The following is a 25,003-nucleotide window of genomic DNA, read 5'->3' on the forward strand; positions in this document are numbered from 1 at the left end:
AGGAAAGGGGGTGAATGCCTGTCAGAACAAAAAAGCAACATGGGGATGTCTCTGGGCCTGTAAATTTCAAAAAAATGCTTTTGACAGGGAGATTTTAATTTTAAGAAATGTTAAAAGCCCCTGATCGTTGTGGGGCGAGAATGACTGATTTCGTACTGATTGGCACGTTAGCGGGTGCCGGAATCGCTGTTGTTGCCGCCTTGCTTCTTGCAATGGTGCTGGCCAGAACCGGACTTGTGTTGCCGCAAGATCGGCGCGGCTCTGGATGTCTTGATGGATTGCGGGGATTTCTGGCTCTGTCCGTCGTGGTGCATCATTTCTGGATGTGGGTCGCTGTCACACGATTTGGTGCAGATTGGGAGCCGCCGGGGATTAATTTTGTCAATCAGCTTGGGGCAGGTGCGGTTGGTCTGTTTTTCATGATCACCGGATTTCTGTTCTATGCCTATGTGTTGCAGGGTTTTTCCGCGACATCATGGCACCGGGTTTACGTCGGACGTTTTTTCCGCATCGTTCCACTCGTCGGTTTTTCCGTCTTGGTGATCCTGATGATTATTTGCGTGCGAAACGGGACGCTGCCCGATGCGTCGGTTCTCCCTGCCCTGGTGAAATGGATCTCGACATGGGCAATGCCACCCTTGCTTGGAGAAGCAGATGCCGGACGGATCAACGCATATGTTCTGTGGTCGCTGAAGTTCGAATGGCAATTTTATATTTTTCTCTTGCCAGCCTGTGCTGTCGCCATGGACGTTCTTCGTCGGCGAAAAGGTCTTTCCAGTGATAATGCTCTGCGGCATAGCTGGATTATTCCCGCAGGTCTTCTTGGCCTGGTCATCTTGCTCAACCTGCTGCAAATTCGGTCAAAATTTTTGATATACGTCCCGCTCTTTGCGGCTGGAATGCTCGCCAACGAAGCCAGCCGTATCGAACGGCTCGCCTCGGCCTTGCGGACATCACGGGCAAGTGTCGCGGCGGGGGGTGCGCTTATCTCCGCCATGCTGGTCAGCCCAACGCCCTATGGCTGGTCGATGCCGCTCTTTGGATTTTTCTTCCTCTGCGTCGTCTGCGGCAACAGCATGGGTGGCCTGCTACGATTGAGGGCTGCCTGTGCGCTGGGCGAGTGTTCCTTTGGCCTTTATCTCATGCATGGCATCGTATTGAGCCTGTTCTTCACGGACGCGGGTAAAGGTCTCGATCCGCTCATTCTACCATTTTTCCTTCCGCTGCTCGTCGTAATCTCGATTGCCGTCTCCGTGGTTGGACATGTCCTCATTGAAAAACCCGGCATCCGGCTTGGAAGACGCCTGTTAAGCATGACGCAGGTTAACGGCCCCAGCGTGGAGCGAAGCGGTTTGGCTGCCAAGCAAGCCGCACGTGTCTCCATATAAATTGGCTTATCGCTTGAATTGCTAAACTAGCCCAGAATTCGCCGTTGAGTTTAACTGCTTATGAATTGCATCCTCACGAGCCAAAGATATTTTGCGCCCGCCCTGAGAGGCGCGGGAAAATTTCAGGCCGGATTTCAGGCTGGTGTGGGGACACAATTTCATGACGAGCTATGCTGATATTTTGAATCAGATTTCTACAACCGGCAGCAGCAGTGTCAATTTGGCCGATGACAAGGCAAGCCTCACTCTAGCCCAGGCGCTGTCGCTGGCCTCGCAAGGTGTGGTCTTCGCAAGTGGCGACACCATCGAAATTCAGGATGCCGCCGCTACCCTGCAAACCTTGACCGGCGATCAGGTCTCCACTCTCAAGACACTGGGTGTTGATGCGGTTCTCGCAAACGACACTGTCCTTGCCCTGAGCGTCGCGCAGGTCGAGGCATTCGCACAACAGAATATTTCGATTTCTTCTGAATATGCTACACTCAGCGAGGCAAGTGGACCGACCGTCATTGACGGCGGCGCGCAATCCGGACGCGAGAGCATCTCTACGCAGACGAACGGTGATTACCTGATCGCCTATTTGGTCATCAACGGCTCTTCGTCGAGTGTTTTCGCAAGTCTTTATGACTCCGACGGCGTGCAAACCAAACAAATTGACCTTTCACAACTGGATATAGCTTCGTATCTGACGACAACCGCAATTTCCGGCGGTGGTTATGTCGTGACGTGGGTTGAGTCGGACGCTTCCGGGGACAGTGTCTTTAGCGCCCAGCTTGATGCCAGCGGCAACCTCGTAGGGTCCGTAGATCTTCTGGCATCGGCCGGGCTCTACTATGCGCCAACGGTTACGGCGCTTTCCGACGGCGGCTACATTATCGTCTGGCAGTCCAATACAAATGAAGTTTATGAGGCTCGCTATGACTCAAGTGGAAATCTGCTAGGATCCGTTGAGCTTCTCGACAGCAATACCCCTGATTATACTGGGAGTCTGGGTAATCTTGACGAGCTTAAGGTGGGTGCTGTCGTCGAGTTGGGTGACGGCAAGGTTCTGGTCCTTTGGAACTCCTACTCGATCGATGGCAGCAGCACTGGCGTTGCCGCACAAATCATCAGTTCGACAGGTGCTCTTGTCGGGTCGGCCTTTGCCATCAATGAGACAACGACCTCGGCACAGTCCGGCGGATCGGCAGCGACGCTGGAAGATGGCACGATAGCGGTGTCCTGGATCTCATTGCGCAAAGTGTATTTGCGCCTACTCGACGCCGACGGCAATTTCGTGACATCCGAAGTTCAGGTAAGCACCGACTCTGCCTCGGCAACGTCTGTGACAGCACTGGAAGGCGGCGGCTTTGTTCTGGCGTGGCGGCTGACCGCTTCGAGTGATACGCAGATTGCCTATCGTGTGTATGATGCCGATGGCAACGCAAAGACGGCGGCCATTTATATCGATGCCAATGACGGTCAGATAGACCGGGTTCCAACGGTCGAAGCGCTGGATGGCGGCGGCTACATTATTGTATGGACGAAAAATTCATCGAACGTCGAAACCCTCTATGCGGAGGTTTTCGACGCAAACGGAACGCTGGTGGGAAGCCGGATCGAGATTGGTGGGTCTTCCGGCGTTGGCTCCTATTCGGTGGATACGTTTTCTGATGGCGGTTTCGCAATTACATGGTCGGTAAACGGCGTAAGCTATGTCGCGACCTTCCGGAACGACACGGCTGCGGCCACGTTATCGACGACTGCGTCGGGTCTCTCCGCTTTGACGGCAAGCGATGCCTCCGATCTTGCGGAACTGGGGATTACGACCATTACCGTTTCCGATAGCGCCGATGTTTCGCTGACGAAGGCGGTAGCGGCCGCGCTTATTGCGGTCACGGGGCTACACATTGTCGGCGACGCAAGTATTTCGGTGACGGGAACAGGTTCTTCGATTGACGACTTTACGGCTTCCGAAATTGCCAGCCTCGCCAGCCTTGGTGTTTCTGCGATCGATTTGAGCGATGATGCGGCCACGCTAACGCTTGCGCAGGCGCTTGCTTATGTGAATGCGGGCATCTCATTCGCCAGCGGTGATGCGCTGACCGTGCAATTGTCATCGACTGATTTTTCGGCGCTGACGTCTACTGAGCGCACCCAGCTTGCCGAACTCGGCGTTCATACGCTTGATCTCAGCGATAATGCTATTTCGCTGACGGTCGAGGAGATAACAACCTTGCGGAACACGGGCCATTCCAGCGAGGGCCTGAGTTTTGCTTCGGCCGATGTGGTGACGCTTGCCGACACCAGCGCCAATATCGCGGCCCTTTCGGCCGAGAATATCGCAACGCTGGCAAGCTGGGGCGTGGACCAGATTCAACCGACTGACGGTACGGTGACGGTCAGCCTGACGCAGGTTGAGGCTCTGGAAACGGCTGGCATCGGTTTTACGGCAGCCAGTAGCGTGGTGCTTTCGGCTGAAGTGGCCACTATTGCCGCCTTGACGACGACCGAGATTGCCGCCCTTGCGGCAGCCGGGGTGGATGAGGTTTCCGTCGATGGCGACATCAGCCTGAGCGTCAGCCAGATTGAGGCCTTCCTCAGCAATGGTCTGGCGCTGGAAGCCACGGACCACAAAGTGATGATCTCCGACACGGGCGCGAATTTCGCGAGCCTTTCGGCCACGGGCATTGCCGCTCTGGCCACGCTTGACATTGCTTCAGATGGCAAGATCTGGCTGGATGCCTCGGACAATAAGGTGACACTCACCTTCACCCAGATCGAGGCCTATACCACAATCAACGCCAGCTTCAGCGATACCGACCTGCTTTCGATCACGACCACGTCGAGCGAACTGGCAAGCCTTTCCTCGTCTGATCTTGCGGAGGCTGCGGCACTTGGCGTGACCCTTGTGACCTCCTCATCCACGACCATCGACGTTTCGGCGGCATCACTTGCGCTGATCCGCACGGCAGGCCTGACCTTCGATAGCACCGTCACCACCCGTTATGCCGATACGGCTGCGACGCTGCTGGCCACCGCCGCCGATGATTTGACGGCATGGAAGGCGCTTGGCGTGGACGAGCTGCGCCTGGCTGATAGTGGTACCAACATTGCTGCGCTCACCTCTGCCAATATTGCCGCACTCGATACCCTTGGCATCAGCACGATTGACGTGACGAGCGCTTCCGCAACGATCAGCATGGCAAAGGCGCTGCTGTTTGCGCAATATGGCATGGTCTTCGACAGTTCCGATACGGTGATCGTCTCGGCCGCTTCCACCACGCTTTCCGATCCTGACAGTTTCGATCTGGCCGGTCTTCAGTCCATTCATGTGGACAAGATTGATGCATCGGACAACAAGCTGGCCTTCTCTCTGGATCAGGCTGAGACCTATGTGAATGCCGGGATTGGTTTTGTCTCCGGCGATGCCGTGTCCGTGGACATGACGCTGACGGAAGCCAAAGCGCTTGGCAGTACGGCAGGTCAGGCGCTGCGCGCTGCCGGTGTCGATACCATGCGCGTGGACCTTTCCGCTTCCGAGGTGAAGTCGCTGACGGTGGCGCAGATTGCGGCGCTTGGGGCTGCGGGCATCAATGCCATCGATATTTCCACCACTAGTACGGTGGTATTGAGCAGGGCACAGATCGCCGCCTTTACCAGTGCAGGCATCAGCTTTGCCAGCGATGACGTGATCTCGCAACACAAGGCCCCGACCCTTGCAAGCGACACTGCCACCACCACCGAACACGCCACCGCCAAGGTATCGGTTCTCAGCAACGATACCGTTTATGACAGCATGACGCTCAGCGTGGCGTCCGCCACAGTGACGTCGGGAAGCGGCCGTGTCACGGTCAACTCCGACGGCACGCTTTCTGTGACCTATACCGGCGCGGACATCGATGCGTCGCAAACGGCAACGGTCGTGGTATCCTATACTGTCACCGACAGTATCGAAACCGCCACGTCGCAGCTCACCGTCTCCTTCACCGGCGTGACCGATACGGTGAGCGGTACAAGCGGCGCCGACACCATTACGGGTTCAAACGCCGGGCAGATCACCAAGGGCCTTGATGGTGATGACAAGCTCTATGGCCTGGGCGGCAACGATACGATCTATGGCGGCAACGGTAATGACACGATCAATGGTGGCGCGGGCAATGACAAGCTTTACGGTGAGGCCGGCAATGACACGATTGCCGGGTCGGATGGCAACGATACGATCTATGGCGGTGCTGGCGATGACAAGCTCTATGGCGAAGCCGGAACCGACACGATCTATGGCGAGGCTGGCAACGACACGATCAGCGGCGCGGCCGGAACCGACACCATCAGCGGCGGCGACGGCAACGATACGCTGAACGGCGGCGATAGCAGCGACACCATCACCGGCGATGCCGGTAACGACACGATTGCGGGCGATGCTGGCAACGATATACTGAAGGGCGGCGCAGGCAATGATGTGGTTCATGGCAATGCCGATGACGACAAGGTCTACGGCGAAGCCGGTGACGACAAGCTCTATGGTGATGCGGGCGCCGATACGATCTATGGTGGAGACGGCGTCGATACGATCTCCGGTGGCGACGGGAACGACACGCTCTACGGCGATGCGGGCAACGACACCGTCACGGGCGACGCAGGCAATGATACGGTCTATGGCGGCGCTGGCATCGACACGCTCTATGGCGGCGCTGGCGACGACAAGATTTATGGCGAAGCCGGTGACGACAAGCTTTATGGTGATGCGGGCGCCGATACGATCTATGGCGGAGACGGCGTCGATACGATCTCCGGCGGCGACGGGAACGATACGCTGAACGGCGATGCAGGCAACGACACCATCACGGGCGACGCGGGCAATGATACGCTGCACGGCAATGCGGGCGATGACAAGCTCTATGGCAGTGCCGGAGATGACAAGCTCTACGGTGAAGCTGGTGCCGACACCCTGTCGGGCGATGCAGGCGCAGATACGCTTTCGGGCGGCGATGGCAATGATACGCTCAACGGCGGCGACGGCAACGACACGGTTTCCGGCGATGCGGGCGACGACGCGGTCAATGGCAATGCTGGCGATGACACGTTGAACGGCGGAGCAGGGGCCGACACGCTGCGGGGCGGTGCAGGCGCGGACAAGCTCTATGGCGATGCCGGCGACGACAAGCTTTACGGCGATGCCGGCAACGACACGCTGACCGGCGGCGACGGCGCCGATACGCTTTACGGCGGTGACGGCAATGACAAGCTGATCGGCGGGGCAGGGCGCGACACGATGCAGGGCGGCGCTGGCGCCGATGAATTCGTATTCACCAAGCTGAGCGACCTGACGACCACAAAGACCACAACCGATGTGATTACCGACTTCAGCCACAGCCAGGGCGATCATATCAACCTCTCGGCCATCGACGCCAATACATCGTCCTCCGGGGATCAGGCCTTCTCCTTCATCGGCTCCGCAGCCTTCACAAAGGTCGCAGGCCAGTTGCGCTACGAGGTCAGCGACAGCAAATATTACGTTTATGGTGATGTAAACGGCGACGGAAAAGCGGACTTCGTTCTCGAAGTCGCTTCAACCACCAAACTCGTCGCTTCCGACTTCATACTATGACGAAACCAAGCGCAACGCCTGAAACAGGGCGTTGCGCAGGAGCCTGCCTTGCTTAGAGTAATCCGACCGAAGTGAAACGAGGATCGACTAAAGCATGTCGCGCAAAAATGTGCAGCGGTTTTGCGATAGCGACATGCGAAAAAACAATGACTTAAAGCGTCAGGAGCGAATCTGAACCACAGTACACGACTCAATTTGATTTGAGTCGTTTTGGGAATGTTTTCTTCCATGCGTTGACAGCGTTTTGTGGATTGAAAGCGATCCATGCCCTGAGTGCGTCCAGGCCGATGCGAAACCATGATTTCTCGCGGCGGCCATGGGTTTTGCGTTTGATGGCTTTCATTCCCATTGTCTTTGTTGCGCAGCGGTAAGACCACGTGATCGCGAGTGTGAGGATGGCTGTCAGGGTGTCGATTTTCTCTGATGCCGTCATTCTGGTATCTTCGATGTTGAAGCCTCTGGTTTTTGCATCGCCGAACAGGCATTCGATAGCCCATCTTCCTTTGTAGGCGCGCAGTGCGGACTTTGCGTCCTGGCTGTTGGTCATGACCACCAGCCACTCGCCTTGGGCTCCCTTTCTGCCTTCGATCCATTTGGCGGCGAAAAGCACAGGAACCGATGCCGCAGGCAGAAAGGCTTCGAACGTCGTGATGCTGCGGCTCCTGCGACGTTTGCGTAGCAAGGTGCGCAGTGCCCATAGCCGTCCATCGCTGAGAGCCACGCGCTGGTTTTCCTTCACGCGAATGGCAAAGGCAACATTGTTTTTCCTCAGGAATTCGATCCAATCGCCACCAATAAACTCGCGATCGGCCATCAGCAGTTCAATGGAGGAGGCGCCGAACAGATCCAGATAACGCTTCATCAAAGCAATGCGCTGATCGGTGTTGCTGTTGCCTTGGCGGTCAAGCACCGTCCACAGCAATGGCACACGAAAGCGCCGCGTCACGATGGCGAGCATGAGAATATTGATGTCCTTGCGACCAACCTTCCAGTTGGTCCGGTCAAGCGCCAGACATTTGGGCCGTGAGAGGTTCAGCATTGCCACAACGATCTGCGCAACACTTGCCTGATCAAGACGGATCATTTGAAAAAAGCGTTGCAGACGGCGATAGTTCGAGCTGTGCTGAGCATGTGCGGGAAAATGGCTGGCAATATGGCTCAGGTTCACTGTGCGGCACTGTATCAGGCCGACGATAAAAACGGCCAGTGTTTCCAACCGCGAATTGCGCAACACAAAATGACGGCTTAATGTCTCGATGAGAGCGGCGTGAACATGGGCCTGCATGGAACGATCCTTCTGGCGAAGAATCTTCCAAGCAACCACATCAAGCCGTTCTCACCCTTGCGTCGTGTACTGTGGGGATTAAATCAGATCGGCGCTCTAACTCCCTGTTTTGACGTATTTTCGGACGCAAAACCGGCTTTCACTTTTTCGGAAAATACTCTAATAGCAAACAACAAGGGTGCCGTTTGCGGAGCTTACAGCCTCCCGGCTCCGGTCGTTTGACTGATTACAGGCCGGGGCCAGCATCGCCGCCGTTACCTGCGTCCGGTCCATGCGTGTCCGGGCTTATCACTGTCATGCCGGAGCCTGCCCATGTCCCTTCCCGATAAAGCCTTTCCCGTTTCTTGGGACCAGTTCCACCGCGATGCCCGTGCGCTTGCCTGGCGGCTGGCGGGGCTGGAGCAGGAATTTCGCGCCATCGTGTGCATTACGCGCGGCGGTCTCGTGCCTGCGGCAATTATTTCGCGAGAGCTGAATATTCGTCTCATCGAAACGGTCTGCATCGCGTCCTACCACGATTACACGACCCAGGGGCAGATGAACCTGTTGAAGGGAATTTCCGCGGAGTTGACCACCGATGGTGGCGCGGGCGTGTTGGTGGTCGATGACCTTACCGATACCGGCAAGACGGCAACGGAGGTCCGGGAAATGATGCCCAAGGCGCATTTCGCTTGCGTTTATGCCAAGCCGAAAGGCGTTCCCACCGTTGATACCTTCGTGACCGAGGTGAGCCAGGATACCTGGATCTATTTCCCGTGGGATATGGGGTTCACCTATCAGGAGCCGATTGCCAAGGGCAGCAAGGGCTGATTTCGTAAGCGCCACGCGCGTCCGCTTCAAAGTAAAAGAGCGTTTCAAGCCGTGCTTGAAGCGCTCTTTTTTGTTTCAATCAAAGCTTCCCGCACAAGCATCAAAAGGGTCGGCTCCGTTCCAGCATCAATTTCATTTCATCCTGCTCGCGTCGCAGTGCGCTTACCGTGGAAACCACACATGCTGCAAACATAACGCTGATCAACGCCGCAAGGGCGCAAAGAATAAAGAACATCATCTCAACCTCTTGTTCGTGTTTCTACACGGACAATGCCCGTAAACTTCGAAAGTTCCGGTAACGTGTTCACATGATCTGTGTTCTGACGTGAAATACGGGTAAAAGATGAAGTTTTGTCTTGCCTTCCCGCAGCGGCGCGCGGGTCGCCAGCAAGGCGCACTCGCTATCTGGCCGTTGTTTTCATTGATTTAATTAAAATATCTGCAAAACCATGTCTTGCATGGCCCTCAACCGTCAAGGCTAACGAAAGCGTGATTGACCCTGCTGCATTTTCGCCGTGATGAATAGCCAAAAACATAAAGCGCGTCAGCGATTATCGCGACACGCTTTACGCAGATTCTATTTTTGAGTTTTCGATCCGCTTCACAAGCCTCTTGGGAGGTCAGGCTTTCGAACGGCAATCGGGAAAATTAGCGCACGGTCTCATAACGAGCGGTTACGGACGGGCCATACATGGAGGCGGTCTTTTCCTCATTCATGTGAAACCCGATGCTGGTTGCGAGCATAGCGCCGATCATGGCAGTCCATACCAAGTTAATCATCGTCACTTTGTCGAGCATTGATTTCATCCTTTTGTGAGGCTCACCGGAACGGCCTACCCTCGTGGCCGCCATTTGCTCCCGATGAGCATTGCACCTCTTTTACGATGGCCGGGCTGAAGCTGCCCTTAACACCCCGTTCATCTGGCGTTCATCTTTCCTACTGCGGGAAGGCCAGATCGGGTTGCTGCCCTTTACCGGTCTGCGCCAAGATCCAGCAGGAGTTCCAGAAGAATGGATGCGCAAATTGCCATGATGACAGTAATGACGAGCATTCTTCTCTCCACTGGCCTCAGTTCGACCGTGGATCAATGTATAATCGCGCTGCGCTGAAACGGCCCTGAATGGGGCGTTCATTCGGCATTCATCGGGCAAGTCTGCCTCAAAGATGAACAGGATCGTTCATTTTCGTCGCTTGCGGCAGCCACCTCTCCATGACAAAAGGCTTTGACTGCTTTTCTGGGGGTGCCATGACAATTGCCTTCTATCCCGGCTCTTTCGATCCGATGACGAACGGACATCTGGATGTTCTGGTCCAGGCGTTGAATGTGGTGCCTCGCGTTATCGTGGGTATCGGGGTGCATCCCGGCAAAACTCCGATGTTTTCTTTCGCTGAACGCTCCGAACTCATTCGCCGCAGCCTGCACGAGGTTTTGCCGCAAAGGGCAGGGGATATTCATGTCATTGCCTTTGATGGTCTGGCGGTCGATGCCGCTCGCAACCACGACGCCACACTCCTGGTACGGGGCCTGCGCGACGGTTCCGATCTCGATTATGAAATGCAGTTGGCGGGCATGAACCGGCAAATGGCACCGGACATACAGACGATTTTTCTGCCTGCGGGCACCGCCTCCCGGCCCATAACGGCCACATTGGTTCGCCAGATCGCCACCATGGGCGGCGATGTGAGCGCTTTCGTGCCGAATGCCGTTCTACAGGCGCTAATTGCGCGTATTTGAAGACGGGTTGCGTCTTTGACATTCAGGGTGGGCTACTGAACGCCCCCTTCAACGGAGTCTTTCATGAAACTGATCAAATTTGCCCTTGCGGGTCTCGTGACGCTTCTGGCCTCGTTTTCGTTGGCCAATGCGCAATCTGCCGATAATTATCTGACCATCCAGCTCAAGGATGGACCGGTCGTGGTTCAGCTCATGCCGGAGGTCGCGCCCAAGCATGTGGCCCAGATCAAGACGCTGACGGCATCTGGCCAATATGACAATGTTGCCTTTCACCGCGTCATCCAGGGCTTCATGGCCCAGACCGGCGATGTCCAATACGGCAACATGAAGAGCGGTTTCGACAAGGCACGGGCGGGCACGGGCGGTTCCAAGCTTCCGAACCTTCCGGCCGAGTTTTCCAAGGTGCCGTTTCAGCGCGGCACGGTGGGCATGGCGCGTTCACAGGATCCCAACTCCGCCAATTCGCAGTTCTTCATCATGTTTGCCGATGGCAGCTTCCTGAACGGCCAGTATACCGTCGTCGGCAAGGTTGTTTCCGGCATGGAGTTCGTGGACAAGATCAAGCGCGGCCAGGGTGGCAATGGCGAAGTGGCCGATCCCGACCGCATGGTCAAGGTTACGGTTGGCCGTGCGCAATAAAGATGATAAGTGCGGCGGCAGAAATGTCCGCCGCATCTTGTAAACGGCGGCATTACAAGCCGTAAACGGGCGGGAAGCCCGCAAAGGAGAGAGACATGGCCGAGATCAAGGACCCGGAAAACACCATCATCATGGAAACCACCAAGGGCAAGGTGGTCATCAGCCTTTTCCCGGATCTGGCCCCCGACCACGTAGCCCGGATCAAGGAACTGAGCCGCGAAGGCGCCTATGACGGCGTTGTTTTCCACCGCGTCATCGAAGACTTCATGGCCCAGACCGGCGACGTCCAGTTCGGCAAGAAGGGGGCGGAAACCTTCAACCCGGCCCGCGCCGGCATGGGCGGCTCTTCCAAGCCGGACCTGAAGGCCGAATTCTCGGCAACGCCGCATGTGCGCGGCACCTGCTCCATGGCCCGTTCGCAGATGCCGAACTCCGCCAATTCGCAGTTCTTCATCTGCTTCACCGATGCACCCTGGCTGAACAAGCAGTATTCCGTCTGGGGTCAGGTCATCGAGGGCATGGACATCATCGACCAGATCAAGCGTGGCGAGCCGGTAAAGGATCCCGACTCCATCGTATCGATGAAGGTTGCTGCCGACGCCTGATGCCGTCATTTTTGAAAGCCCGCCCGGCGTTGTGAATGCCGGGCGGGTTTTCGCGTTTCCAGATGTGTGAAAACCATGCGCGTAGACCTCTTCGATTTCGACCTGCCGGATGCCAATATCGCGCTGCGGCCCGCAAGCCCGCGTGACCATGCGCGCTTCCTTGTCGTGCGCCCGGATGACGAGCCGCGATTGCAGGATGCGCATGTCTATGATCTTCCGTCGTTTCTGAAGCCCGGCGATGCGCTGGTGTTCAACGATACCAAGGTTATTCCGGCGCAACTGGAAGGCCTGCGCCTGCGCGAGGGGGCCGAGCGCACGCCGGTTTCCTGCACCTTGCACATGCGGGTGGCGGCAAATTGCTGGAAGGCTTTTGCCCGTCCGGGCAAACGTATCAAGCAGGGCGACCGCATCGTTTTTGGCGCCACCGAAAACAATGCCTGCATGTCGGGCGAATTGATTGCGACTGTGACTGAAAAATGCGAGGCGGGGGAAATCGATCTTGCTTTCGATCTTTCCGGCCCTGATCTCGATCAGGCAATTGCCATGGTTGGCCACATTCCGCTGCCGCCTTACATCGCCGCCAAGCGGCCTGAGGATGAAAAGGACCGCAGCGATTACCAGACCATTTATGCCCGTGAGGAAGGGGCCGTTGCTGCACCGACCGCCGGCCTGCATTTCACTCCGGACCTCTTCGCGGCCCTCGACAAGGCCGGCATAGAGCGGCATTTCGTGACGCTGCATGTGGGCGCGGGCACCTTCCTGCCGGTCAAGGCCGATGATACGGCCGACCACAAGATGCATCACGAGATCGGTCATGTCTCTGCCAAAACGGCTGCCGCCCTGAATGCCGTTCGCGCCCGTGGCGGGCGTGTCGTTTCCGTTGGCACCACCTCGCTTCGGCTGCTGGAGAGCGCGGCAAACGAAGCGGGCGAAATTCTGCCGTGGTCCGGCGCGACCGATATTTTCATCACGCCCGGTTATCGTTTCCGGGCGGTGGATATGCTGATGACCAATTTCCACCTGCCGAAATCCACGCTGTTCATGCTGGTTTCGGCCTTTGCCGGTCTGGAGACAATGCAGGGCGCCTATGCTTATGCCATTGCCTCCGGCTACCGCTTCTATTCCTATGGCGATTCCAGCCTGCTCTTCCGGAAAGACAAAGAATAATGAGCGAGCAGTTCACCTTCACCCTCAAGGCCACCAGCGGCAAGGCGCGGCTTGGCGAAATTACCATGCCGCGCGGCACGATCCGCACGCCTGCCTTCATGCCCGTGGGCACGGTGGGCACGGTCAAGGCCATGTATCTCGATCAGGTGCGGGAAGGGGGCGCCGACATCATTCTCGGCAACACCTATCATCTGATGCTGCGGCCCGGCCCGGAGCGTGTGGCGCGCCTTGGCGGCCTGCACGAACTGATCCGCTGGCCGCAGCCGATCCTGACCGATAGCGGTGGTTTTCAAGTCATGTCGCTTTCCGGCCTTCGCAAGCTCGACGAGCAGGGCGTGACGTTCAAAAGCCATATCGACGGTTCGCTGCACCACATGTCGCCGGAGCGCTCCATTGAAATCCAGGGCCTGCTGGACAGCGACATCCAGATGCAGCTTGACGAATGCGTGGCATTGCCCGCCGAGCCGCGCGAGATCGAGCGCGCCATGGAAATGTCGCTGCGTTGGGCCGAGCGCTGCCGGGTGGCGTTCGGCAACCAGCCGGGCAAGGCCATGTTCGGTATCGTGCAGGGTGGCGATCAGCCTGCCTTGCGCATTCGCTCCGCCGAGGGGTTGAAGCAGCTCGACCTCAAGGGCTACGCTGTCGGCGGTCTGGCGGTAGGCGAGCCGCAGGATGTCATGCTGTCCATGCTGGATGTGACGCTGCCGGTTCTGCCGACCGAAAAGCCGCGCTACCTGATGGGTGTCGGGACGCCGGACGATATTTTGAAGTCGGTTGCACGAGGCATCGATATGTTCGATTGCGTCATGCCAACGCGGTCCGGGCGCCATGGTCTGGCCTTTACGCGGCGTGGCAAGGTGAATATCCGCAATGCCCGCCATGCCGAGGACATGCGCCCGCTGGACGAGCAATCCTCCTGCCCGGCGGCACGCGATTACTCCCGCGCCTACCTGCATCACCTCGTGCGCTCAAACGAGGCGCTGGGCGGTATGCTGCTTTCCTGGAACAACCTGTCCTATTATCAGGAACTCATGCAAGGCATTCGCCAGGCAATTGCCGAGGGCCGCTTCGAAGACTACATGGCCGAAACCATGGAAACATGGGCCAGGGGAGACGTCGATCCGGCTTGAGGTTTCCAAACTGCAAGCCAGACCGGTTGACCATCGCTCAATGCGAGGCGGGAGACTGTGGATGAGAGCCGAAGCCCGCCACATCTTCCGCCACGACCCCCATTGTCAGCGCTTCGATGAGGCACTGCTGAATGGCCTCGCGAAGTTGCTGTGATGTCCGTAGGGTTTGTTTCTTGTCAAGCCACTGCGCCGCCTGCATCAGATTGGCTCCCTCGCGAACCATGATGCGGTGAGCCCGCTCGAGAGCCCAGCTCTCCATTTGATCGACACTAGACATATCATTCGCCCCGTATTGCCGCCGCCAGACAATGCCGCCAATGCCAGCATCTCTGTTTGTTTGAAAAGCATTGTCTGAAGAAACCCCTTACGCTTTCTCCAAAAATACTTCCGCTTCGCGAGTCATTCGCTGAATGCACAATAACAAGCGTTACGATTCGCTAAAAAAGGAATTTTGTCTTCGCAGCGCCCAAACCCTTGGCCCTCTTTCGAGGAAAACAGGTAAGGCATTGATATTATTATATTATATATGCCTTTAAACTTCATTGCTCGCGGGATTTCTCCCAAAAATGAAGCAAAAATCTCCTTTTGCGCGAATATTTTCGCGTTTCGCCTGATAGAATTAAACGTTAAAAAAAACGGCCATGGAGCATGGCCGTCTGCTGGATCGGCAGGCGCTGCACGATGTGCGGTTTTTGTTTTTTTCAGGCCGCCTCATGCGTGCGTGAGGTGGCATTGCTGACCTTGCGTTCAGCGCGCTCCTGCTGCGGCGAGCGACTGTAGAGTTCGCGATAACACTTCGAAAAATGCGATGCCGAAACAAAGCCGCAGGCCACAGCCACTTCGACCACGGGCATGGAGGATTGCACCAGCAGATGCCGGGCGCGATCGAGGCGGATTTCCAGATAGTAGCGGGCGGGCGAGCGGCCCATTTCCTGCCGGAAAAGCCTTTCGATCTGGCGCCGCGACAGGTCAACCTTGTCGGCGATTTCCAGAAGCGACAGCGGTTCCGAAAGATTTGCTTCCATCAACTCGATGATATGCAGCACCTTGGAGTTCTGAACACCAAGGCGCGCGCGCAAGGGAAGGCGCTGGCGGTCATTGGCGGCGCGAACCCTGTCTGTGAGGTGTTGTTCGCAGACGCGATTGACGAGCCCCTCGCCAAAATCCTGACCAATCAGGTTCAGCATCATGTCAAGAGAGGCCGTGCCGCCGGCACAAGTGTAGAGGTTGCCATCCACTTCGTAAAGATCGGCATAGACCTCGGCCTGCGGAAAGCTTTCTGAAAATCCTGGAAGATTTTCCCAGTGAATGGCGCAGCGCTTGCCATTCAGCAATCCCGCCTGCGCCAGAACATGCGCGCCGGTGCAAAGGCTTCCCACGGCAACGTTGCGATTATACGCTTCCCGCAGCCATGCATTCACGGACTTGTTGTTGAAGTCTTCCACGAAAACGCCGGAACAGACGATGGCCATGTTCGGCCTGTTTTCGCCCGACAGAAACCGTCGTTCATCGGCAAGAGAGGAGTTGACCTCTATCCCGATGCCCGAGGAGGAACAGACCCTCTCGCCATCGGCAGAGGCAATCCGCCATTCATAAGCGGTGTAACCGAGCATCCGGTTGGCGATGCGCAAGGTTTCGATCGCACCCGCAAACGGCAGGAGCGTGAAATTCGGAACCAGAAAAAAAACGATGCTGCGTTTGGTGGAAGGCGTTTTGCTCATTTGGACACCGTACTCAGAGGGATAGCCAAATTTGCCCGGAATCAATTTCTCCGATGGCTTAAAAGCGACAATAGCAGCCACGAAAACGACATCAATAGCTATCGGCAGAGAATTTCCGCTGATTTACGTTTCTTATAGGCGGTGTGACTAATTTGTTTGCAAAAACAGCAAGTAATGGATGATATTTAATCTGTAATTTTGAAAATTGAATAAAAGATTGGCATGTGACGGCGGCATTTTTCGGGCCATGAAGAGATCCGCCGCCACGTGCTTTCATCCGTGGCGTTCGTCATGTGCGGCAGGCCATCCAATATCCTTCAGAATAGCCTCTGACAGTCCGGCATATTGGTTTTCCTGCGCCTGACGGATGCGTCGCAAACGGACTTCGCTGAAGATCCGGGCAATAGTCTGCAACAGGCCCTTTGACCTCAGGGGGCGATCACGACAGGGCCTTGTCGTGGGGTCGCATTGCGAAAGCGTATAGCTCATGAGTTTCTCCTTATCGTTCGGTGCTGAGTTTTTCCCTTTGCGCAATCAGAAACGTGAATGTTTTCTGGTGAAAGCATTCCATACTCTGATGAATTTCATCATGGCAGCCACTTACAATTCAGACAAACAAAATGATATGATGCATCTGTTCAAATAAATTGAAGGTTAGACTCTATGACTGTCCGTTCTGCCGCGCCGGTCCATTCATCGCTTCCCCTGCTGGAAAACGACGTGTTGCGGACATTTGTCGCAATTGCGCAAACGCGCAGTTTCACGCAAGCCGCAGAACAAGTGTTCCGCACGCCCTCGGCGGTGTCCATGCAGGTGAAAAAACTGGAAGACATGCTGTCGGTGCCGCTCTTTCGCCGCGATGCCCGTTCCGTTTCGCTGACGCCGCACGGAGAGCTGCTGTTATCCTATGCGCAACGAATGCTGTCGCTGAATAATGAAGCGGTGTCGCGCTTTCTGGCTCCCGAGATGAATGGTGTCGTAAGGCTCGGCGCACCGGACGATGTCGGTGAATTGCTGCTTCCGGAAATTCTGACCCATCTTGCCGAAGCCTGGCCCCAGCTTGCCATCGACGTGACCATCGATAACTCGGCGCCGCTGCGAAAGGCGGTAGAGGAAGGACGGCTTGATTTGACGCTTTTCAACTTTCCGGGAGGGAGCATGACGGAATCGCCCTTGCGTATTCTGTCCGAAAAGCTGGTTTGGGCTGGCAAGAAGCACGGGCAGGCCCACCTCAAGTCCCCGCTGCCGGTCTCGGTGTGGAATGAGGGCTGCGTCTGGCGGGTGCGGGCATTGGAGGAGCTGGAAAAGCAAGGCCGCGACTATCGGATCGCCTATTTTTGCGGACATCGCATGGGGCAGATTGCCGCCATCCGCGCCGATATTGCCGTTGCACCGCTCGCGCGTTTTCTGCTTCAGGATGACATGGTGGAGTTGGGAGAGCATGACGGCCTGCCGGATCTGGGCAGTTACGATGTTGGTCTTGCGGTGCGGGAGGGGGCGTCTGCGCCGGTTCTGGCGGTTGCCGATTATGTGCGCTGTGCCCTGGGGGATCGCGGTGGAATGCGGCAACCGGCCGCGGCGTGAAAGGGCTGCGCATTGAAACGACATATTCGATGCTTACATGCAGGTCTCGCCCCGCCGAGATAGCCTCGGATGAAGAGGAATTCGCGATGACTGCAATGCCCGCCCCGGAAATTTCGCCTGCAAGCCCCGGTGTCGTCTTCAGCCGAAGATCACCGATTTCCACCATTGCCCGTCTTATCCGCAACCCTTTGGATGCGATACCGCCGGAAACCTTCATCCATCCCCTTGTCCATGTGGAGTTCAACGGCGTTCGAAGGCTTTACATCACCGATCCGGCGCTTATCCAGGAAGCATTGGTCAAGAACAGCGCCTCTCTCGGCAAGGGAGACGAGGTTCGCCGTGCGCTGGGACCGGCCCTTGGCGATGGCCTGCTGACGGCAGAAACGCCAAGCTGGAAATGGCAAAGACAGGCAGTCGCCCCGGCTTTTCAGTGGGAAAGGCTGAAAGGTTTTCTGCCCGCGATGATCGATGCCGCCGAGAAGCGCCGCGATCTCTGGGCGCTTTTGCCCCACAGGCAGTTGGATATTGGCCATGAGATGATGCAGACGACCTTTGACATCATCGTTGAAACCATGATGTCAGGGCGGGAAAATATCGATGTCGCTGCGGTAGAGCGCAGTGTGAGCGATTATCTTGGCCCTTCCGGCTGGATGTTTGCGCTTGGCGTGCTGAAAGCACCGGAGTGGGTGCCTTATCCGGGCAAATCCAGGGCCGGTGCTGCCGTTGCCTATCTGCGCGGCGTGATGCGTGACATGCTGGAAAGACGCCGCGCCAGCGGCGAGGATCGCAAGGATCTTGTCGGCATGATGCTGGCCGCGCATGATCCGGAAACAGGCCGGGGCATGGATGATGAAAACATCATCGACAACCTTATGACCTTCATCACGGCCGGACATGAAACGACGGCATTGGGGCTTGCCTGGACCTTCCACCTTCTTGCTGCCCATCCGGATGTCGAACAGAAGATCTGCGAAGAACTGCACCGTGTTGTCGGCAATGGCAATGTCCAGCCGGAACATATCGAAAAGCTGACCTTTCTGAAGCAGGTCTTCAACGAGACCATGCGGCTCTATCCTCCGGCACCGATCATCGTGCGCAATGTGGAGCAGCCTTTCGACCTCGGTGGCCATCATCTGCCGAAGGGCATGGTGCTGATGATCCCGATCTATGCCATTCACCGTCATAAATTGCTGTGGGAGGCGCCGGAGAGGTTCGATCCGTCACGCTTTGCCCCGGAAAAGGCAAAGGAGCGGCATCGTTATGCCTTCATGCCCTTTGGGGCAGGCCCGCGCATCTGCATTGGCAGCGCCTTTGCCACCATGGAGGCCGTGGCAATTCTCGCCGTACTGCTGCAACGCTTCAGGCTGGCAAATCCAGGCCGTCGCCCTGCGGAGCCGTTGATGCGCATCACGCTTCGCCCGCGCAACCCGATGATGATGGAGCTGGCCGATCGTCCGCCCTTCTGCTCGCCGCTGGAACCGGCTTGATTGCTACCAGATGCGCTTTGTCAAGCCATTCAGGATCCAGTTCCAGAGCGTCGGCGGAAAACGCAGGCTGGAAGGACCGTGCGGCGTCTGCGGTTTCATGTCGCCGCGCATCGCGTCTTCCACGGCCCGAACGGTCGCCGGCAAGGCGGCGGCGGTCAACAACATGGGATAGGTTGAGATGAAATCGCCCGGCTCCGGGCGGGTGCGGACCTGATAGAGCGTCGCGCCCGTATCCGTGCCTGCATCGACAAGATGCACGGTTGCGCCGAAATTCTCGCGGTCTTTTTCCACCAGAGACCAATAGCCGCCCATTTGGCCTCGATAGGCCGGATTGATTCCGGCGTGAAGGTTCAGCACCGGGCAGGGCAGGGAAGAAAGCATGGCGCGGCTCATCAGCCGCGTGCTGACGAGAAGAATGACGCCGGGGGCAATGCGCCGCACGGCTTCGAGTGCCTCCGGGGAATTGATGCTGGAAACCGCCGTGACGGGTACATCGGGATTGAAGCGCGGATCGGCATCGAAAGCCTTGCAAATTTCCTGCATTCGGCGGTTTGCGGCGCCGCGCATGAGCTTTGCGGCGGCCATTGTCGCCATCTGACCTGCCGCTGCCAGCCTGCCCAGTCTGCGCGCTCGCCTGCGGAATATTTCGCCTTTGGATTCCGGTTGCTCCAACAGCACTTCCACGGAGGGAAAGTGCCGGGCAAGCGCGTTGATGACCATCCACGGGTTTGGCCCGCCAGCGGTCATGACCAGCACGGGCAGATGATTGGAACGGAAATCCTCGGACACGGCAGCCTCTCTTGCAAAAGAAAGCAGGCAGAAATGATTGAGCCGTGCAGATAGAGGGTTTCGGGGCAGGTGGAAAGCCCCGAAACCACAGAGTGTCAGCCAATCGTAACGGTCAGAGAGATCGGCACTGCCTTCAAGGCCTTGGAAACGGGGCAGCCTGCCTTGGTCTGCTCCGCCATTTCCTTTACCTTTGCTTCATCGGCGCCGCTGACCTTGGCGGTCAGCGCAAGTTCGATGCCGGTGATGGCAAAGCCGCCATCTTGCTGCTCCAGGGAAACGATTGCCCTGGTGTCTAGGCTTTCGGCGGTAAAACCTGCATCCTGAATAGTCTTGGACAGCGCCATGGAATAGCAGGAGGCCAATGCTGCGCCGATAAGCTCTTCCGGATTGGTGCCGGGCTTGCCTTCGAAGCGAATATTGAAGCCGTAGGGCTGCTCTTTGAGCGAGCCGCTTTCGGTGGAGACGGTGCCCTTGCCATCCTTGATGCCGCCCGACCAATGCGCGGAGCCGTGCTTCCTGATTGCCATCGGAATGTCCTTTCCTGTTGAAATTCCCTGTTCAAATTCAATGAACAGAATTCATCAGCCGGAAAGGAGTTCCCTGCAACGCGAAGAGCGTCCACTATTTCTGACGGGCCAGTTCCGCCAATTGCGTCATGATGGTTGCAGCACCTGCCAGCCGCTTTTCCGGCGTCGGCAGATCGCGGGTCAGGAAAACACTGTGGTCGGGGCGAATTTTTGCCATGCTGCCCTGTTTGGCGATGAAGCCCACAAGCGCCGCCGGATTGGGGAATTCCTTGTTGCGGAATTGTACGACCACGCCCTTCGGCCCGGCCTCCAGTTTCTCGACATTGGCCTTGCGGCAAAGCGCCTTGATGTAGACGACCTTGAGCAGGTTCTGCACCTCCACAGGCAAGGGGCCGAAACGGTCGATCATCTCCGCGCCGAAACCGTCGATCTCGTTGAGATCGGTCAACTCGCCAAGGCGGCGGTATAGGCCAAGGCGCAAATGCAGGTCCGGCACGTAATTGTCGGGGATCATGACCGATGTGCCGACCTGGATCTGCGGCGACCAGCCGCTGTCCTGCACCTCGTCCACGCCCTTCACCTCGGCCACCGCCTCCTCAAGCATCTGCTGGTAAAGCTCGAAGCCAACTTCCTTGATATGGCCGGACTGTTCCTCGCCCAACAGATTGCCCGCACCGCGAATATCAAGATCGTGGCTGGCAAGCTGGAAGCCCGCACCAAGCGTATCGAGAGATTGCAGCACTTTCAGCCGTCGCTCCGCGCCTGCCGTCAGCACCTTGTTGACCGGCAGCGTCAAAAGCGCGAAGGCGCGCACCTTGGAACGGCCCACACGGCCCCGGATCTGGTAAAGCTGCGCAAGGCCGAACATATCGGCGCGATGCACGATCAGCGTATTGGCCGTCGGCACGTCCAGACCGGATTCGACGATGGTGGTGGAAAGCAGCACATCGTAACGGCCCTCATAGAAGGCGTTCATGATGTCTTCCAGCTCGCCCGCCGCCATCTGGCCATGGGCGACGGCGACTTTCAGTTCCGGCACGTTTTCATCGAGGAAGGATTTGATGTCGGCAAGGTCGGCCAGCCGAGGGCAGACATAAAAACTCTGTCCGCCGCGATAATGCTCGCGCATCAATGTTTCGCGGATCACCAGCGGATCGAAAGGCGAAACGAAGGTGCGCACCGCCATGCGGTCCACCGGCGGCGTGGTGATCAGCGAAAGCTCACGCACGCCGGTCATGGCCAATTGCAGCGTGCGTGGAATGGGCGTGGCAGAAAGCGTCAGCACATGCACATCGCTTTTCAGTTCCTTCAGCCGCTCCTTGTGCTTGACGCCGAAATGCTGCTCCTCGTCGATAATCAGCAGGCCGAGATTGGCGAATTTGATGCCGGAGCCGAGCAGCGCGTGGGTGCCGACGACAATATCGGTCTTGCCCTCGGAAATCTCTTTCTTGGTCAGGTTCAGCTCTTTGGTCCCGACGAGGCGGGAAGCCTGCTGAATGCGGATGGGCAGCCCACGAAAACGCTCGGAAAAGGTCTTGAAATGCTGGCGTGCGAGAAGGGTGGTCGGGACAACGACGGCCACCTGAATACCGTTCATGGCGGCAAGGAAGGCAGCGCGCAGCGCCACTTCCGTCTTGCCGAAGCCGACATCGCCGCAGACAAGCCGGTCCATCGGGCGACCGGCGGAGAGATCGCCCTTCACCGCCTCGATGGCGTTCATCTGATCTTCCGTCTCGTCATAGGGGAAGCGAGCGGCAAATTCGTCGTAAAGTCCCTCGGTGGTGGTCAGCACTGGGGCGGAACGGGTCATGCGTTCGGCGGCAATGCGGATCAGCCCGTCGGCCATGTCCAGCAGGCGCTTCTTGAGCTTGGCCTTGCGCATCTGCCAGGCGCCGCCGCCCAGCTTGTCCAACACTGCCTCGCTGCCTTCCGATCCGTAGCGGGACAGAAGCTCGATGTTTTCGACCGGCAGGAAAAGCTTTGCTTCGTCGGCATATTGCAGCTCAAGGCAGGCATGTTGGCCGCCTGCGGCATTGATGGTGCGAAGCCCGATAAACCGCCCGATGCCATGTTCGGCGTGAACGACGATGGAGCCCTCATCCAGCCCCGCCACTTCCGAGATGAAGTCAGCGGCCTTTTTGCGGCGCTTGGCGCGGCGCACCAGCCGGTCGCCCAGAATGTCCTGTTCGCCGACCACCACGAGATCGGCAGCCTCGAAGCCGCCTTCCAGCGAAAGAACGGCTGTGGCCGCTTCGCCCTTTTTCAGCCCATCAAGATCCTTCAGCGCCGAAACGGGTTTCAGCCGCTCCAGGCCATGCTCGTTCAACACCTGCAACAGCCGGTCCAGCGAACCTTCCGACCAGCCTGTGACAAGCACCTTGGAGCCGGAGGCGCGCTTGTCGGCAATGTATTTCACAGCCTGGGTGAAAACGTTGATGCGCTCGCTCTCGCCGCCCTCGTTGTTTTCAGCCGAAAGCTTGGCCCAGCGCGGCCCGGCATGTGCCCCGGTTTCGATGACCTTGCGGCTTCCCGCATCCGGCTCGGCGAAGGGCGTGATGCGGATGGGGTCGAGCGCATCGAGCCGTTTGCCGAACTCCGCGCCCATCAGATAGAGATGTTCCGGCGGCACGGGCTTGTAGGGCGTGCCCTGCGCCAAATGCCCCTTGCCGGGCGTGGCCGCGTTGAGGCGGGCTTCGTAATAGTCGCGGATCAGTTTGGTGCGTTCTTCCGCCGCCTCCCGCACCGTGTGATCGGTGACAACGAGATAATCGGCCAGATAATCGAACACCGTTTCCAGCTTTTCATGAAACATTGGCAGCCAGTGTTCCATGCCGGCATAACGGCGGCCTTCGGAGACGGCGGCATAAAGCGCATCGTCGCGCGTTGCCGCACCGAAGAGCGACAGGTAATTCTTGCGGAAACGGCTGATGCTTTCCGGTGTCAGCGTCACTTCGCTCATCGGGTTGAGATCGAGCGAGCGGACCTGGCCAATGGTGCGCTGGCTTGCAGGGTCGAAACTTCTGATGCTTTCCAGCGTATCGCCGAAGAAATCCAGCCGCACCGGATCTTCCGATCCCGGCACGAAAACATCGAGAATGCCGCCGCGCACGGCAAATTCACCCACTTCGCGCACGGTCGCCACGCGCTCGAAGCCGTTTCTGGCAAGACGGTCGGCAATATCGTCCATGCGGACCTGATTGCCGGGCCGGGCCGAAAAAGACAGGCTTTCGATCACATCGGCAGGTGCAAGCTTTTGCAGGAGCGCGTTGGCCGTGACGAGGATAATGGCCGGATGCGGCTTTTTGCGATGCGCAATCAACCCGGCAAGTGCGGAAAGACGACGGGCGGAAATATCGGCACTGGGCGAAACACGGTCATAGGGCAGGCAGTCCCACGCAGGCAGGGTGAGAACCGGAATATCGGGCGCGGCAAAGGACAGCATCTGTTCGATGTCGTTCATGCGGCTGGAATCGGAGGTCACATAGGCCACCGGCCGGCCCTGTCGGGCAAGCTCTGCCACCACGAAGGCATCCATGCCGTCCGGCACGGGCGAGAGCGTGACGGAAGCCTTGGCGGCTGCCACCTTTTTTGCATCGAACAGGGAAATCATCGGATTACTTCACAGGGGAAAAATCGGGACGGATCGCGGCAACACGGGTGAACATCGGCGTCTGGTGGCGCTCCGGCACGGGTTCGGCACCGTTGATCCACTTGATGAGGTCATTGTCTTCCTCGGCCATGATGAGTTCAAGCTCATCCAGCTCCACCTCTGAAAGAGTCGCGATTTCGGCTTCGGCGAACTGGCCGAGAATAAGGTCCATCTCGCGAATGCCGCGATGCCAGCAGCGATATAGAATACGCCTGCGGCGGGGATCGAGATCGGCGCTGCTCAAAACCAGACCAGTCATGACGTCATCCTTCTTCTTTCAATCTGCGCTCTATAACGGTTCCGCCGTGGAATGTCAGCCTTTTGAACACCGGCGCAAACGTCTCAACCTGCATCTGCCGCTCAGCCGCCGCTGGCTGCCGAAAGCAGTTTGACGATTTCCTCATTCTTCAGGTTCGTTGCAATATCCAGTGCGGAAATGCCGCTTTGCGTGCGTTCATCGGTGCGGGCGCCGCGCGCCAGAAGAAAACGAACCATGGGGATGTTCTGTTCGCTCACCGCCATCATCAGCGGTGTGCTGCCGCTTTCCGTAGCGCGGTTCACGTCAGCCCCGGCATAAACGAGCGCTTTTGCCCAGAGGTTTGGCAGGGGCTTGGGGCATCCGGTATTGTCGAGGGCAGAAAGCAGGGCAGGCGGGTTAAAGCTGGTGCCTGTTTCCTGCGCATTCACATCATCGCCACGCAGGAGATAAAAGCCTGCCCAGAACAGATTGGCGCTGCACACGGCCCGCTCCAGAGTGGCGGGCTTGACCCAGGGCTTCGTTTCCAGCGCCAGAAAGGCAAGAAGAAGCACGAAAAGGATTTGAAGTTTGCGCATGGCCTGCCAGTCTAGCTGTTGAACCCTGCCGTCTTATCCACCGCAGCACGTGCAGGCAACTG

At 57.6% G+C, this 25,003-nt stretch carries 20 protein-coding genes; 10 read left to right on the top strand and 10 right to left on the bottom strand.

The genetic code is table 11. The features are described from left to right. Window positions 1-140 precede the first annotated feature (140 nt). A complete protein-coding gene (locus T424_RS0103360) occupies window positions 141-1,388 on the top strand; it encodes an acyltransferase family protein (RefSeq protein ID WP_027486472.1) in 1,248 nt (415 codons plus the stop codon). 160 nt (window positions 1,389-1,548) lie between these two features. Then, entirely contained in the window at window positions 1,549-6,978 is a 5,430-nt protein-coding gene (locus T424_RS21675; protein WP_154664785.1) for an Ig-like domain-containing protein, read from the top strand. Between the two features lie 190 nt (window positions 6,979-7,168). On the opposite strand, the gene T424_RS20065 is transcribed toward T424_RS21675, so the two are convergent. Next, window positions 7,169-8,263 (bottom strand): IS4 family transposase, encoded by a 1,095-nt coding sequence (locus tag T424_RS20065; protein ID WP_051558775.1) that lies wholly within the window; start codon window positions 8,261-8,263, stop codon window positions 7,169-7,171. 312 nt (window positions 8,264-8,575) lie between these two features. Between T424_RS20065 and gpt the strand changes: the two genes are divergently transcribed. Further along, the gene (gpt, locus tag T424_RS0103375; protein ID WP_027486473.1) at window positions 8,576-9,073 is read left to right on the top strand and encodes a xanthine phosphoribosyltransferase; all 498 of its coding nucleotides are present in this window, start codon (window positions 8,576-8,578) and stop codon (window positions 9,071-9,073) included. Between the two features lie 648 nt (window positions 9,074-9,721). On the opposite strand, the gene T424_RS22400 is transcribed toward gpt, so the two are convergent. Then, complete coding sequence (locus T424_RS22400) at window positions 9,722-9,871, bottom strand: hypothetical protein (RefSeq protein WP_154664786.1); 150 nt, start codon at window positions 9,869-9,871, stop codon at window positions 9,722-9,724. Window positions 9,872-10,320: 449 nt separating this feature from the next. Here T424_RS22400 and coaD point away from each other — a divergent pair, with 449 nt between their 5' ends. The 5 genes from coaD (at window position 10,321) to tgt (ending at window position 14,350) form a co-directional block, all read left to right on the top strand. Next, window positions 10,321-10,809 carry a pantetheine-phosphate adenylyltransferase gene (coaD, locus tag T424_RS0103390; protein WP_027486474.1) on the top strand — a complete coding sequence of 163 codons (489 nt, stop codon included), beginning with the start codon at window positions 10,321-10,323 and terminating at the stop codon, window positions 10,807-10,809. 63 nt (window positions 10,810-10,872) lie between these two features. Then, entirely contained in the window at window positions 10,873-11,448 is a 576-nt protein-coding gene (locus tag T424_RS0103395) for a peptidylprolyl isomerase (RefSeq protein WP_027486475.1), read from the top strand. 95 nt (window positions 11,449-11,543) lie between these two features. Next, the gene (locus tag T424_RS0103400; protein ID WP_027486476.1) at window positions 11,544-12,053 is read left to right on the top strand and encodes a peptidylprolyl isomerase; all 510 of its coding nucleotides are present in this window, start codon (window positions 11,544-11,546) and stop codon (window positions 12,051-12,053) included. A 75-nt stretch (window positions 12,054-12,128) separates the two neighbouring features. Next, entirely contained in the window at window positions 12,129-13,220 is a 1,092-nt protein-coding gene (gene queA, locus T424_RS0103405) for a tRNA preQ1(34) S-adenosylmethionine ribosyltransferase-isomerase QueA (RefSeq protein WP_027486477.1), read from the top strand. Further along, a complete protein-coding gene (gene tgt / locus T424_RS0103410) occupies window positions 13,220-14,350 on the top strand; it encodes a tRNA guanosine(34) transglycosylase Tgt (protein WP_027486478.1) in 1,131 nt (376 codons plus the stop codon). The genes queA and tgt overlap by 1 nt, the downstream gene beginning before the upstream one ends. 37 nt (window positions 14,351-14,387) lie before the next feature. Here tgt and T424_RS20070 read toward each other — a convergent pair whose 3' ends face one another. The 3 genes from T424_RS20070 to T424_RS0103430 form a co-directional block, all read right to left on the bottom strand. After that, on the bottom strand, window positions 14,388-14,627 hold the full coding sequence (locus T424_RS20070; RefSeq protein ID WP_037066445.1) for a hypothetical protein: 240 nt from the start codon (window positions 14,625-14,627) through the stop codon (window positions 14,388-14,390). A 424-nt stretch (window positions 14,628-15,051) separates the two neighbouring features. Continuing rightward, window positions 15,052-16,071, bottom strand: a complete 1,020-nt coding sequence (locus tag T424_RS0103425) for a GlxA family transcriptional regulator (protein WP_027486479.1) — start codon at window positions 16,069-16,071, stop codon at window positions 15,052-15,054. A 273-nt stretch (window positions 16,072-16,344) separates the two neighbouring features. Continuing rightward, on the bottom strand, window positions 16,345-16,560 hold the full coding sequence (locus T424_RS0103430) for a hypothetical protein (protein WP_027486480.1): 216 nt from the start codon (window positions 16,558-16,560) through the stop codon (window positions 16,345-16,347). Window positions 16,561-16,734: 174 nt separating this feature from the next. Between T424_RS0103430 and T424_RS0103440 the strand changes: the two genes are divergently transcribed. Then, a complete protein-coding gene (locus T424_RS0103440) occupies window positions 16,735-17,655 on the top strand; it encodes a LysR family transcriptional regulator (protein ID WP_027486481.1) in 921 nt (306 codons plus the stop codon). An 86-nt stretch (window positions 17,656-17,741) separates the two neighbouring features. Continuing rightward, window positions 17,742-19,142, top strand: a complete 1,401-nt coding sequence (locus T424_RS0103445) for a cytochrome P450 (protein ID WP_027486482.1) — start codon at window positions 17,742-17,744, stop codon at window positions 19,140-19,142. 3 nt (window positions 19,143-19,145) lie between these two features. Here the strand turns inward: T424_RS0103445 and T424_RS0103450 are convergent, their stop codons facing one another. The 5 genes from T424_RS0103450 to T424_RS21680 form a co-directional block, all read right to left on the bottom strand. Continuing rightward, on the bottom strand, window positions 19,146-19,889 hold the full coding sequence (locus T424_RS0103450; protein ID WP_037066569.1) for a formyl transferase: 744 nt from the start codon (window positions 19,887-19,889) through the stop codon (window positions 19,146-19,148). Window positions 19,890-20,026: 137 nt separating this feature from the next. Further along, window positions 20,027-20,458, bottom strand: a complete 432-nt coding sequence (locus tag T424_RS0103455) for an OsmC family protein (RefSeq protein WP_027486484.1) — start codon at window positions 20,456-20,458, stop codon at window positions 20,027-20,029. 94 nt (window positions 20,459-20,552) lie between these two features. Continuing rightward, a complete protein-coding gene (gene mfd / locus T424_RS0103460) occupies window positions 20,553-24,068 on the bottom strand; it encodes a transcription-repair coupling factor (RefSeq protein WP_027486485.1) in 3,516 nt (1,171 codons plus the stop codon). Between the two features lie 4 nt (window positions 24,069-24,072). After that, complete coding sequence (locus T424_RS0103465; protein WP_027486486.1) at window positions 24,073-24,366, bottom strand: FAD assembly factor SdhE; 294 nt, start codon at window positions 24,364-24,366, stop codon at window positions 24,073-24,075. A 101-nt stretch (window positions 24,367-24,467) separates the two neighbouring features. Continuing rightward, window positions 24,468-24,941, bottom strand: coding sequence for an ankyrin repeat domain-containing protein (locus T424_RS21680; RefSeq protein ID WP_027486487.1), 474 nt, complete (start codon window positions 24,939-24,941; stop codon window positions 24,468-24,470). Between the last annotated feature and the right edge of the window lie 62 nt (window positions 24,942-25,003).

It is taken from the genome of Allorhizobium undicola ORS 992 = ATCC 700741, from assembly GCF_000621665.1.
Classification (GTDB): domain Bacteria; phylum Pseudomonadota; class Alphaproteobacteria; order Rhizobiales; family Rhizobiaceae; genus Allorhizobium; species Allorhizobium undicola.